The sequence below is a fragment of the Sphingobacterium endophyticum genome, from assembly GCF_009733535.1.
GTDB lineage: Bacteria > Bacteroidota > Bacteroidia > Sphingobacteriales > Sphingobacteriaceae > Sphingobacterium > Sphingobacterium endophyticum.
In genome coordinates this window covers 389,582-402,142 of the sequence record NZ_ML771899.1, presented here as the reverse complement: position 1 = coordinate 402,142, position 12,561 = coordinate 389,582, and the positions used below count along the sequence as shown (strand labels likewise).

Annotated in this window: 12 protein-coding genes; 5 read left to right on the top strand and 7 right to left on the bottom strand. The window is 34.0% G+C overall.

The window, feature by feature from the left end; all coding sequences use genetic code 11:
• Positions 1–3 precede the first annotated feature (3 nt).
• The 6 genes from E0Y80_RS01820 to lspA all read right to left on the bottom strand — a co-directional run bounded on the left by E0Y80_RS01820 (position 4) and on the right by lspA (position 5,994).
• Positions 4–2,256 carry a GH92 family glycosyl hydrolase gene (locus E0Y80_RS01820; protein ID WP_156305696.1) on the bottom strand — a complete coding sequence of 751 codons (2,253 nt, stop codon included), beginning with the start codon at positions 2,254–2,256 and terminating at the stop codon, positions 4–6.
• Between the two features lie 214 nt (positions 2,257–2,470).
• On the bottom strand, positions 2,471–3,028 hold the full coding sequence (locus tag E0Y80_RS01815) for a GNAT family N-acetyltransferase (protein WP_156305695.1): 558 nt from the start codon (positions 3,026–3,028) through the stop codon (positions 2,471–2,473).
• 36 nt (positions 3,029–3,064) lie between these two features.
• Positions 3,065–4,135 (bottom strand): hypothetical protein, encoded by a 1,071-nt coding sequence (locus tag E0Y80_RS01810; RefSeq protein WP_156305694.1) that lies wholly within the window; start codon positions 4,133–4,135, stop codon positions 3,065–3,067.
• A 38-nt stretch (positions 4,136–4,173) separates the two neighbouring features.
• Positions 4,174–4,593: a hypothetical protein gene (locus tag E0Y80_RS01805; protein ID WP_156305693.1), complete on the bottom strand. Its 420-nt coding sequence runs from the start codon at positions 4,591–4,593 to the stop codon at positions 4,174–4,176.
• 192 nt (positions 4,594–4,785) lie between these two features.
• Positions 4,786–5,268: a hypothetical protein gene (locus E0Y80_RS01800; protein ID WP_156305692.1), complete on the bottom strand. Its 483-nt coding sequence runs from the start codon at positions 5,266–5,268 to the stop codon at positions 4,786–4,788.
• Positions 5,269–5,490: 222 nt separating this feature from the next.
• Positions 5,491–5,994 (bottom strand): signal peptidase II, encoded by a 504-nt coding sequence (gene lspA, locus E0Y80_RS01795; protein ID WP_231595884.1) that lies wholly within the window; start codon positions 5,992–5,994, stop codon positions 5,491–5,493.
• 131 nt (positions 5,995–6,125) lie between these two features.
• On the opposite strand from lspA, the gene E0Y80_RS01790 reads away from it, so the two are divergent.
• Positions 6,126–6,671 carry an RNA-binding protein gene (locus E0Y80_RS01790; protein WP_156305690.1) on the top strand — a complete coding sequence of 182 codons (546 nt, stop codon included), beginning with the start codon at positions 6,126–6,128 and terminating at the stop codon, positions 6,669–6,671.
• Between the two features lie 9 nt (positions 6,672–6,680).
• Positions 6,681–7,064 carry a hypothetical protein gene (locus tag E0Y80_RS01785; protein ID WP_156305689.1) on the top strand — a complete coding sequence of 128 codons (384 nt, stop codon included), beginning with the start codon at positions 6,681–6,683 and terminating at the stop codon, positions 7,062–7,064.
• Positions 7,065–7,125: 61 nt separating this feature from the next.
• Here the strand turns inward: E0Y80_RS01785 and E0Y80_RS01780 are convergent, their stop codons facing one another.
• Entirely contained in the window at positions 7,126–9,321 is a 2,196-nt protein-coding gene (locus E0Y80_RS01780; RefSeq protein ID WP_197091448.1) for a S41 family peptidase, read from the bottom strand.
• Positions 9,322–9,787: 466 nt separating this feature from the next.
• Between E0Y80_RS01780 and E0Y80_RS01775 the strand changes: the two genes are divergently transcribed.
• Genes E0Y80_RS01775 through hemW form a run of 3 tightly spaced genes read left to right on the top strand, consistent with a single transcriptional unit; the run spans position 9,788 to position 12,500 of the window.
• A complete protein-coding gene (locus E0Y80_RS01775) occupies positions 9,788–10,792 on the top strand; it encodes a type IV toxin-antitoxin system AbiEi family antitoxin (protein WP_156305687.1) in 1,005 nt (334 codons plus the stop codon).
• A gap of 33 nt (positions 10,793–10,825) precedes the next feature.
• Entirely contained in the window at positions 10,826–11,362 is a 537-nt protein-coding gene (locus E0Y80_RS01770) for a hypothetical protein (RefSeq protein WP_156305686.1), read from the top strand.
• 10 nt (positions 11,363–11,372) lie between these two features.
• Positions 11,373–12,500, top strand: a complete 1,128-nt coding sequence (gene hemW, locus E0Y80_RS01765; RefSeq protein ID WP_156305685.1) for a radical SAM family heme chaperone HemW — start codon at positions 11,373–11,375, stop codon at positions 12,498–12,500.
• The last annotated feature ends 61 nt before the right edge of the window (positions 12,501–12,561 follow it).

Genomic DNA, 12,561 nt, shown 5'->3' with positions numbered 1-12,561 from the left:
AATCTATTTGCTACCCCAATTTTGATTTGCTTTATCACCCATCACAAATTCCAGAACCCCTCCAATTAAAATCTCCTGGTGAGAAATTTCAGGTTTATTCAATGGCTTACCGTTTAACTTAGCAGATTGAATATATTTTACCTTATCTGAAGCTCCCTTTGCAAGAACGGTAAACGTCTTACCGTTTTCTAATGATATGCTGGCTTTTTCGAAGAATGGAGAACCAATACTATAGACGCCAGAGCCTGGAGTAACCGGATAAAATCCAAGTTGAGAAAAAACCACAAAAGAAGAAAGTCCGCCCCCATCTTCATCTCCTGGCACTCCCATCAAATCATTTCTGAACCATTGCTTAATCAGCGTTTTAATTCTTTTTTGTGTCTTCCAGGGCTGTCCCGCATAATTATATAGGTAAGGTATATGTAAAGAAGGTTCATTTGCCATTGAGAACTGTCCTACATTTCCCGTGTGATCAGGAAGCTGTTGATAGAAATCGAATTTAGACCTTCCTAATGGCTGTACGAACATATCATCCAAATACTTTACAAATTGCTGGTTGCCTCCCATGAGATTGATCAAATCCGGAATATTATGTTGAACATCCCATCTATAGATCCAGGCATTGTTTTCCCCATAATACTCTCGAGCACCTTGCCCACCAGAAAACACGTAGTCAAACGGTTCTATAAAATTTCCTTTTTCATCCTTAGGATGGAAGAAATTGGTTTCTTGATTGAATATATTTCTATAATTAAGGGATTGTTTCATAAAACGATCATAATCCTCAGTTTTTCCTAAATGTTTAGCCAATTGTGCAAGACACCATAAGTCATAAGAAGTACCTAAGGTGACAGCCACAGGTTGACGTCGTTCAAAGCCGTCAACTTCAGCATAGATTTCTTTTTCACCAGGGTGAAGCGCAGGGATATACCCCTTCTCAACAAAGAATTTATCCATTTTCCCAGCAGGTTTACCGGACCAAGGGGCTAAAGTTTTTTCGGTTATTGCACCTTTTGCTGCACGATACGCCTCTTCAACATTAAATGAACGAACACCTTTCTCATAGGCATCCAATATAGAGGCTACTCCATGATTTGAATTCATCCTTCTGCTGTCACCATTGATTTCTGGAAAAGTAGGCAACCAAAAATTATCCATCTGTTCAGACATACGAACAAAAGATTGCAGGATATTTCCCTCCTTTTTTGTATCTATCAAAACATTTAAAGGGTGATGGGCACGATAGGAATCCCAAATCCAGTCATCCGTAAAAAAAGGGACCCCATCATCATTGTGAACCTTACCATCAAACGCACTAAAATAACGACCATCCTCAGAAATATTTACCGGTCTTTCAAATGTTCTGTATAAGGACGTATAGAAAATATTCTTATCATTTTCACTGTCACCTTCAACCTTTAATTTTCCAAGAGCTTTATTCCAAACCGATTTTCCATATTCTCTTACTTTGGCTAAATCATAATTTTTGATTTCCCGGTTCATATTGGCCTTAGCTTGAACCGCATCAATAAATGAAATACCATAGCGGATTTTTATTTTTTTATTTGAACCCGAAAATGTTAAGACTAGGTTTGCTTGTTCACCAGTTGCTTCTGAAGATTTAGAAACCTGTCCATTTTTTAAACTAGCAATATCAGATGGCTGTTGATCAAATTCAGCGTATAAATACACTTTTGTATTGTTGCCGATATCTTGGCTACCAGACAGGCCTTTTCCGTCCCATTTCACTTCACCTTTTCGCGTATTGAATATCAACTGTGGATTTCCATCCTTTTCAAAATTGAGCTCATACATTGCGGCCTGGTGAGCAACTGCAAAATGAACATCAATTTGATCTTGGTCAAGATATACTGAATAGCTGTATGGATTGATGGTTTCCTGATCATAGCTATAGTTCAACACGGGTGCTAGATCACGGCCACCGGCAGATAATGGGCTTAAATTAAAAGCAGAACTACCGCGATGACTGGTTACAACTAAGGGTAGGCCCTTAATACGGTCAGAGGTAAAATCCCCTCTTTCAGGGTAAACACGCAGTATGGAATTCGGTAAATGTACCGTTGGATAAGTAGGAACCAATAAATGGGATATATTTCCCATATAGGGGTTGACATAATCAACTTCAGTTTTCTGAGCCATAGCCTGAAAACCGGAAACACAAATTAAAGCAACTGTAAATAACAGCTTACCTTTGTTCCATACTCCTCTCCAATGAGAAAATCTCTCTGTAAACATACAACGGTGTATTTAGTAATTTAAAATTGGACGACTGTTAAAATGCTCGATAAAAAATGGAATTCAAAGGATCAAAAACAGGCCTAATACCAAATTTAACAAAAAATACAACACAAAAGCCAATTTGTCATAAAAAGGTTTTAGCTAATGTTTTGACATATATTATTAAGCAAAAAAAAGCCCATTTAAGGGCTAAAATGAAAATCTTACTATTTTATTTTTTGAGTTGCATATGTTCTAGATGTTTTCCCATTAACCATTTTTCGCCCACAACTTCAAAACCCAATCTTTCATAGAGCTTTTTTGCTTTAGGATTATCATCATCGACCAAAAGACCCAATACGGAATTCCTACGGACCACATATTCTTCGATCAAATATTGAATAATTTTGGAACCAAGGCCTCTCCCTTGCTGATTGGGATTTACTCCTATACAATCGATATAGTATTCGCCGGCTTGAGTTTCGTCCTCGGGATTAAAATCTTTTCCATAATTTACCCGCACAAATCTTGCAACAGGCGCTCTAAGTTCAGCTAACTTTCCTCCATCGTAGACTAAGGCTGTAGCAACAACAAGCCCTTCATCTTCCATAACCCAATTGTTGTCGAAGGAGTATTGATTACCTGGACTTTTTACTAATTCTAGTAAAAAATTTAAAGCGAGTTCATGGTCACGCTGTCCAATAAAACGATATGCAATTTCTTCCATTGCCAATAGCAAATAATTTGCAATTGGCTCTGCATCTTCCACAGTTCCCTTTCTAATTAACATGATTCTATTAAATGATATCTTATAAGGTACTAATAATTATATTCTAAGACTGAATAAGATGAGTTTATACCCATCTTCTGTTCTAAGAAATTCAAAATGGCTTTGACTTCTATTTCCACTGACATCATGATTTACAACTAAATCCATGACTGGATATTTCCAATACATGGGATCCGCACAATGATTATAAAATTTTAGAAATGCTGGACCTTCAAATAGAAAAGGATTCAGATATGATGTACTGATAAAGAAATCAGCCGAACCATCCATAACCGACATTAAAATAGGTTTTATTTTATCCAAATGATCTGCGACAAAGTCCAGGCTATTTTGTTTCAACCAGCCTGTATCTTCATTCCAATATGTTACCGTATCGAAACACATCTCAGTTAACAACTCATCTCTAACTTCTAATGAAAACTGATCTTCTAGATGTTGTTTAAATTCTTTTTCAAAATTGATAAAGGAATAAATTTTGCCATCAACCCCTTTAAATTTTTCCCAATAAGATTGATCTTGAATAGATTCATCGATAAGAATATTATAGAAATCAAGATCAGTTGTAATTGGAAAATCCTCAATGATTACATTGTTGTTTGTATCGATAAGCGAACTTTTTCCACCCACCCAATAACTATGTTCACCATCGCTTTTTCTTTGAGCACCTTTCAGAACAGTGATTAAGCCGTTTTTCACGATATCCATAGCGCTATATTCAGCAGGAATTTGAATTACTCCATCAGCATTTAAAACGCCGACTTTATCTGTTTTACGGTTATGGAACCTAATAAATCCCTCATTTTCACAATCCGGGGTATTATCAAAATAATGCAGGCTATCAAAACCCACTTTTAGACCATTTTTGGTTAAAAAATATTGCTTTATACCCTGACCATCCGTATTCTCTATAACGGAAATAATATTTTGAAATTTATCAGGAAGTCCAAAAAACGCATTCAGATTTGCTGGAATTACCACCTCATTCTTTTGGTTTTTATAGCCCACCAATGTACTATCAGCATTATAAAATGCAAAAAGCCAATCCTTTTCTTGGGAGAAAGCGTTATAAGTTAGTAAACAGCAAAGATATATTAAATGAATCCTCATCGAATCATCCATTTATAGTATAACGCAAAGAACCGATATTAGCGCTTCTTTTTAGTTTTCTTTTTCTTTTCCAGCTGATCAATTCTTGCAGAAAGTGCGGCAATTGTAATTTCTTGAGATTGAATGGTTGCTTGTTGTGCATTAATTACCTTTTCCAATGCAGCAGCAAGAGATCCATTATCTACGGGCCTATCTATTTTAGAGGGCAAAGTAATTGCAACCTCTTCGCTGTGATGATTATCAGCTCTCAACAACTCACCTACTCCAGAAATCAACCATTCAGGGGACACATCTTTATACGTAGATAAAATAGTAGCTATTGCGTCCGAACCAAGTGCGGAGTTCTTTTGGACTCCTTTAAAGTTTGCATAGGACAACCCTAAACCTTTAAAAAACTCAACTTTATGGATTCCTTTGTATTCAGCGATTAGATGTACTCTTTCTTTAATATTGGTCATATTCTTAGTGTTAATAAGTTTGGATAAAATTTAGACTAAAAATATTAATATTTTTATGAATACCAATATGTTAACAATAATATAACTAGATTTTTATAAAGGATCTTTAGATTCATTATAAAAAAAGAAATCCAATTGAGACAATTGGATTTCAAAAAGAAGTAAGTCACCATGCGATGACTTAATTTTTTATTAGAATTTAAAATTAACACCAAGGTTAATAGCAGATACGCTACCTTCATCAGAAAGGCCTCGATAACCTGCATAAGCTTCCCAAGAAGACTGTTGATAACCAATTTTAGGCATGTAGTAGAAACCTCCTCCACCACCAGTACTAGTCACAACACCGTATCCTAAATCAGCACCAATAAAGAATTCAGGAACGATTGAGTATTGAGCAGATGCTGCTAAAGGAATGTAGTTAAAGTTTTCACCACCTGCGTCCTTAAACTCACTTTTAATAAAGTAATTTTGGAAACCCACTGTTGGACCTACTTGAAAGCTAGGAGCGACATTCCACAAATAAGCCGCATCAGCGCCAGCTGTAAATGAAGAAATGTCAGCAGCATCTCCAACAGGAAGACCTACATTAACCCCAATTTTAAATTGTCCACTTTGAGCCTGAGCTCCCAATCCCATCAATAAGACGGCTGCTGCAATAAATAATCTTTTCATTTTTATTAGTTTTAGATGATCGATTTCAAAACCTACCTTCAAAAACCGTTCCATCCTATTTATTTCAAATAATTGTACATTAATATGTTACAATATTTAATCTTCAAAATTCGGCCCAAAATTTAGCTTTAGTTTAACACATTGGACATCACTTCGTAGAGAACAGTCCTTAAAGAGAAGAACTGATTAATTATTCAATCTCATGGAATGGTTAAATAATAATTAGGAGGAGCTTTCTTCGGTATGAAAATAGTTTTGAGAATGGCAGTAGAATAAAGATATGATTCCAATTACAATGGAAACATCCGCCATATTGAAAATGCCAGTTTGAACAATTCCAAAATCAAGATGAAGAAAGTCAGTTACCGATTTAAACTTAAAGCGGTCGATCATATTACCTATCCCACCACCAATAACAAAAGCTATTGAAATGATTAGAACGATGCTTCTATTGGAAAATCTTACCATATAATATAATCCGAATAAGATAAAGACAACAGGCAGAAGCATGAGGAAAAACATTTTTACTGGTGCTAGCCAAGATTCACCAAGACTTAAAAATGCACCGGTGTTTTCAATATTCGTGAGCGTCAAATAATTCTTGATCACCGGAATCATTTCCCCAGGATTAACCTGGGATCTCACAATGGATTTCGTAATCTGATCACAGCTAATATTCATTGATATCACACTTACCCCAAGCAATACTTTAATCCATCTATTCATTACAATACAGTTTATTGCCTTAATAATTTTGGCCTTATCAATAAATAAATATAATAAATAGATTTTATTATAAATGAGGAGAAGTATAACTTTGAAATCGTAAGACCCAAAGTCATCGAACCAATTAGATTATGAGGCATTTATTCACTTTACTGATGATGTTTATTTTAATTATTTCATCATGCAAAACAACTTTCCAGGAAGATCATAAAATTGGGCCAACCGCAACGATTACAAAAAAAGGAAAAATTGAAAGTGTCATTTTCTCAAAAGATGCCGAATGTTCTCTATGCAATCTAGGTGTAATTAGATTTACTCCAACTCTTCAAGAAATTAATGAAGCTGAAGAAATTCTCAAAAAAAATATAAAAGAAGCAAACGTTCCTATGAATAATCAAGGGGATGGCTGTCCAATTATACATAAAAACCTAAAAAATTACAGAAGACAATATTTTGGGTTTATAGACCCAGAAGGCAATAAAGTTTTATATGTGAATTTCAGTTGGGCTAAATATACGATTTCTGATAAGATGAAAGGATATCCATCCCCTAATGAGGATACAAGCTGGAAAGAAGGAAGACTTATAGTGCATGATGGCTGCAGCTATCATTGGGAAATAGAAATAAATTTAACTAAACAAATTTTACAAAATTTGTCCGTTAATGGATTAGCATAAAGAATTGTTATGAGTTGGGATATTGTATTGTTTAAAGCAGATAGGAAAGTTGATCTTCAGGACCCTCAAATTGAAAACTATTTACAATTGTTTGATTTCAATAGCGCTATTGAAATGCACTTTAGAGAAATTGAAAAATCTGTAGATTTTTGGGAAATAATTGGCGATGGATATTCAATAAATTATTATCCCGATAACCAAAAATGTACTCATACAATGGTTAATTTATATGGTGAGAAAGGATTATTCGAATTGATTCAGCTTGCAAGAAAACATAATCTACAAATTTACGATTCTGGACTTGACGATTTTCTTGATCTAGAACATCCAGAAAATAATGGATATAAAAATTTCATTGGGTATGTTAAGCAGATTATGGAGAAAGAGAAATGAAGACTCATTATTAATTCATATTATGAATAAATAGGTCCTGTTCTTATTTTTAATATCAACTTTAATTTTTGATTACTTCAATAGCCTTATTTAATTCATCATCTTTTCTATTCCTTATTCCATTAATCGTCGGTTCTACAAAAATATCTGGAATAATCCCAATCTTTTGTGTTTGTCTTCCATCTGGATATAAAATCCCAATTCCAGAAATAGAAGTGGATATTCCTCCTGGTAAGAGAAAACTAGTCATATTTCCGTCTGCTCCAGCGGTAGCATTACCCAATATTTTAGTGTTTAAACCTGCTTTCAATGCCATTGCTGTATATTCTTGGGAACTTTGTGTATTTTCATTTACAAGTACAATTACTTTCCCTTTATACGTGTCCCCAAATGGTTGGATTTTATTTGGTGAACGTAAAATAAATTCACCTGGCTTATTCATATTCATAACAGCTGTACTAACAAATGGAACCGAACTATCAACAAACAATGATCCTAATTGCTGATAAATATCGGCTTCTGCTGTTGCATGCCTTAAATCAATTATTACTGCATTAGTTGATCTCAATTTTTCCCTTAATTCAGAAATATTCTTTGGTAAAAAAGAACTTGTGTTAATATATCCTATATCTGACTCAAAAACTTTAAAAAAATTCTCTTTCTTTTTTTTGTTATAAAAGTCATTCATATTTAACTCATTTCTTGGATATAATGTAATCTCTTTTGTAATAGAAAGTCCATCACGCAAGAATTTAATTTTCAGCTTATTATTTGCTGATCTTAAAATTTCATTTGCTAAATCTCTTTTTATCGTTCGCTCGTTAGATCCAGGATAAAACACTTTTAAACTATCTATAAGATATTCAACTGTTTTATAATTAATATGTGTAATAACATCTCCTAATTCAAAAGGGATATATATTTTTGGAGTAACTACAAAGTGATCTGTAACAACCAATTTGTCCTCTACAAATTCAACTTTTGAAGGAGAATAAAAATGCCCCTTTAAGTGGTCTATTTTGTCCGCTCCTGACCATATATTAGCATGAGAATCTCCGATTTCACCAATTAATTTTAAAGTCGCTATTTCGTATTCTAGCTCATTTTTGGAATGAATAAGTTGGGGTAAATATTCCTCAAAAACTTTATCCCAGTCTTTTTCTAATAAATTTCTATAAGGATAAAAGTATTGGATAATATTCCAATAGCGCATTAATGATAATAAACGAAACCCGTCATCTGGGTAGGGCATGTTTTCATAAGCAGCCTCATTTTTTAAAATAGGTTTATCTGCTTCTTGTCCAATTCCAATGTAATAATGGTTATTAGTTTCATTCCATCTATTCTCATATACATTTATAAGCTTCTCTTTTAAATCCAAAGAAAATTCACCATTTTTAATCCAATTCAAATTATTTTTTAAGAATATTTTAGGATCAACTTGCTTTGGTTGGACAAGTGTGTCTAATTGTCCTAAATTTTCTATCCACTTTACAAGTCCGATATCTCTTTCTTCAGATGTATTTACAGACAAGTATTTAGGCAAAAACCTAAATAACTCATAATCCCAATTTAGTTCACCTTTGGCTATTTTTGGGTGATGGTATTTTAAAAATCCCCAAATTTTCGTTAATAATAGGAGATCTTCAGTTTTATTACTGCTTAAATCGAAAGTTTTGATTTTACTACCCTTGTCAAACTCCCTATCGGTCGAAGCAGGATAAACTTTTTCTACTAAAAGAGTAATATCTTTTCCATCCACAAAGACTTTAAAATCATCAAACCATACTTTACCACTTCCAATTAAAACACCACCTATAGCAATACTTTTTGTTCTATCCGGCTGTAGCGGTAAACTAACCTTATATTCTTTCCAATCAGTTGTCCCTTTAATACCTTGGTCCTCCATAAAAGTATAAGATACTGCAGGATCAATACGTATCATTAGACCTGCAAATCCATTATTAATATTTTTAGTTTTTATGTAGCCAGAAAGAGTTATTTCTTTTCCTTCTAAGTGCCTTGGTAACATAAATATCCATGCTTTAAATTTAGGATCTGAATTTTCTATCGATTCCAAAACTGCCGAATATTTTCCATGTCTTTTCTCCTCCGAATCTAGATAATTTAAGTATTGATTATTTCCTAGGGTATGCCAATAAAGTGGCTGATTAGCATTAAGTTTATCAAAACTCAAATTATAATCCTCCGTATCAGGTAATTTAGATTCGTGTGCACAAGAAATGCTTAAAAACAAAAATATAATAAGTTGAATACAACGAATTAGATATAGCATTATAAATTGAGATAGTATTCTTAAATATAAAGAAATTAATATCTAACGGCCTAATAATAGTCCTCAAAAATTAATGAAATAAGCACAAAGCAATATTCTCGAATGTGACACCTTACAATTAACTATCTTTGCCTAATAAAAAACTGAGCGAGTACCCAGTATGTGTAATTGCATTAAAAATCAATTGCTTGAGTTTTAAAAGTAACAAATAGAAAACATAGATTTTTAGTTTCTTTTTTGACATTCGGATTATAAATCCAGACAATATCCGGAGAATAGAACCATTATCTGTTTTACAATCCACGAATTACATTGCTATATATTTAATTCAAGGTTTGATTACACATATAATATTTCTTTGATTAATAAATAATGTTCACTGAATTCGTTTGTTCACGTAACGTGAACATAGTAGAAAAATGAACGAATGATAACTCAACAGGAAATCAAGACGGTAAATAAAGCATTGAACAATCTCGAAAATGTAGCGGGTTTACATGGAGAATGGGAACCTACTGATAATTCAGAGATAGATGGAATATTGACAATTGCTTTAGGCGAAAATCGAATTAAATTTAAAACGGACGTTAAGAAAGAAATCCGGCATACACATTTAGAACGAATTAGAACTCTAGCTTACGTAAATGACACGTTTTTACTCTTAGCGCAAAACATTTTCCCTAAAACTAAGGGAATGCTGAGAAAAGAAAACATAGCGTATTTAGATATAGCTGGAAATTTTTACTTCCGCAATGAGAACTATTATATTTTTATTGAGGGAAACAGAATACCAGCAGTGGAAAAAGAAAAACCTAACAGAGCATTTACTCCTACTGGACTGAAAATAGTGTTTTTGTTACTTACTGAAAAAAACGCTTTAAATATGTCTTATAGGGAAATTGCTCATCGAGCAAATGTAGCATTAGGCAACGTTCCTTTAGTTATAAATAACTTACAAGAAGCCGGTTATCTAATCGCCAAAAATAAAAATAAATATATAATAACTCGTAAACGTGAGCTACTAGAGCGCTGGATCACAGGCTATAGTGAGACCTTAAGACCAAAACTAAAGGTAGGGCGGTGCCGGTTTTTAAAAAATAATACGTATTGTAAAGAGCAGCAACTTGCGCCTGGTGATGTATGGGGAGGAGAAGCTGGTGCGAACATAATGTCAAATTATATTGAACCCGAAATAAAAACACTTTACACCAAATTATTGAAGATGGAGCTTATGACAAAAATGATGCTTGTTCCGGACTCTAAAGGTGATATTGAAATCATACAACATTTTTGGCAAGAAGCGAATAATTTAGAGAAAGACTGTGCTCCGCCTATATTAATTTATGCTGATTTAATCCTTAGTCAAGATCCAAGAAATAAAGAGGTTGCAGAATTGATTTTTGACAACTATTTAAAAACTGATTTTTACTAATATGAGATACGGAGAGCTTAAACATATATAGGCATGACCAGTATTCGTGTAGATGGATTAATAGAGGTATATAATAATGGGATAGAAGATGTAAATTTTGAGACTGGGCATTCATTCAAAGTAGCAACATTACCTGCAATAGCCTTACTCAAGCTCATTGCTTACGATGACAGACCAGAACAGCGTCAAAAAGATGCTACTGATATCTCGAATCTAGTTGTCCATTTTTTTACATTAAATGACGAAATGATATATGAACAACATAACGATTTATTTGATGAAACAAAAGGTATAGTTTTCGAAAGCATTGGCCCTATTGTATTAGGGAGAGAAATGAGAAAAATTGCAAATAGCAACGAGGATTTAGAAATAAGACTTAATAATATTTTAGACAAACATATACAAGGGGGAGAAAATAGTGCATTTGTACGATTAATGGTTAATCCATCAAATGATGATTCAACTATTGAAAGTGTTGTAAACACATTAAAAGATATACTAAAGGTTTTAATAATTCTATATAAATATCTTTTTATTCTTAATTCCTTACCTTTGCCTCATACTATCTGAGCGGGCACCCATGTTCTATTTTCACATTCCATTTTGCAAGCAAGCCTGTCACTATTGTGACTTCCATTTTAGCACCTCTATAAAATATAAGGATGAGCTATTGGAGGCAATGCTGCAGGAAATAGTGCTTCGTGCCTCTTACCTTGAAGACAAGAAAGTTGACTCCATTTATTTTGGGGGTGGAACGCCATCAATCCTTCAAGCGAAAGAAATCGATCGTCTTATTGGACATGTTGCCAAGTATTTCGAAATCAGCTCTGGTGCAGAAATTACACTTGAGGCAAATCCCGATGATTTAGATAAAAAGAAAGTTCAAGACCTTCGAAATACGGAAATCAATAGGTTTAGTATAGGGATTCAGTCCTTCTTTGAAGAGGACTTAATATGGATGAACCGTGCACATAATGCGGAGGAGGCCAAATCTTCTATTATGCGAGTTCAGGATGCTGGATTTGAAAATATTACCTGCGACCTTATTTACGGATTTCCGCTATTGACTAATCTCAAATGGAAATCAAATATGAAGCAGCTTATAGAATTAGAGGTGCCGCATATTTCATCCTATTCGATGACGGTTGAAAAGAAGACCGCATTAGCACATATGATCAATAAGGGAAGCACGCCAGCTTTAAATGAGGAACAAAGTGCTGAACAGATGCTGATGTTAATAGAAACTTTGCTTTCCTCAGGCTATGAACATTATGAGATTTCCAATTTTGCTAAACCAGACAGTTATGCCCGACATAACAGCAACTATTGGAAGGGCAAACCCTATTTAGGAATCGGCCCTTCAGCTCATTCATTCAACGGAACTTCACGCTCTTGGAATATTGCCAACAACGCACTTTATATCAAAGGGATCCTAGCAAAAGAACTCCCATTGGAAACCGAGCAATTGAGTAAGAATGATCGCTTCAATGAATATGTGATGACCTCATTGAGAACAAAATGGGGAATTGACCAGGAGTATGTAAAGAAGGAATTTGGAGATGATTATTTAAATAGTATCAAAAGTAACATTGAAGAATACATTCATGATCGTTTTGTCGGGATATCGGAGGATGGGAAGATAATCTTAAATCCATCGGGTAAATTAATAGCGGACCAAATTGCATCGGAATTATTTATCGTTGATTAAAAAATGAAGGGGAATGCAAGCGCATCCCCCCTCTCTAATTAACCTAATATATAACCTGAAT

Excerpts from the sequence above, each read along its gene's own strand:
- hemW (WP_156305685.1), top strand. The coding sequence starts at position 11,373 with ATGTTCTATTTTCACATTCCATTTTGCAAGCAAGCCTGTCACTATTGT.
- E0Y80_RS01775 (WP_156305687.1), top strand. The coding sequence starts at position 9,788 with ATGATAACTCAACAGGAAATCAAGACGGTAAATAAAGCATTGAACAAT.
- E0Y80_RS01805 (WP_156305693.1), bottom strand. The coding sequence starts at position 4,593 with ATGACCAATATTAAAGAAAGAGTACATCTAATCGCTGAATACAAAGGA.
- E0Y80_RS01790 (WP_156305690.1), top strand. The coding sequence starts at position 6,126 with ATGAGGCATTTATTCACTTTACTGATGATGTTTATTTTAATTATTTCA.
- E0Y80_RS01815 (WP_156305695.1), bottom strand. The coding sequence starts at position 3,028 with ATGTTAATTAGAAAGGGAACTGTGGAAGATGCAGAGCCAATTGCAAAT.
- lspA (WP_231595884.1), bottom strand. The coding sequence starts at position 5,994 with ATGAATAGATGGATTAAAGTATTGCTTGGGGTAAGTGTGATATCAATG.
- E0Y80_RS01800 (WP_156305692.1), bottom strand. The coding sequence starts at position 5,268 with ATGAAAAGATTATTTATTGCAGCAGCCGTCTTATTGATGGGATTGGGA.
- E0Y80_RS01770 (WP_156305686.1), top strand. The coding sequence starts at position 10,826 with ATGACCAGTATTCGTGTAGATGGATTAATAGAGGTATATAATAATGGG.
- E0Y80_RS01810 (WP_156305694.1), bottom strand. The coding sequence starts at position 4,135 with ATGAGGATTCATTTAATATATCTTTGCTGTTTACTAACTTATAACGCT.
- E0Y80_RS01785 (WP_156305689.1), top strand. The coding sequence starts at position 6,681 with ATGAGTTGGGATATTGTATTGTTTAAAGCAGATAGGAAAGTTGATCTT.
- E0Y80_RS01820 (WP_156305696.1), bottom strand. The coding sequence starts at position 2,256 with ATGTTTACAGAGAGATTTTCTCATTGGAGAGGAGTATGGAACAAAGGT.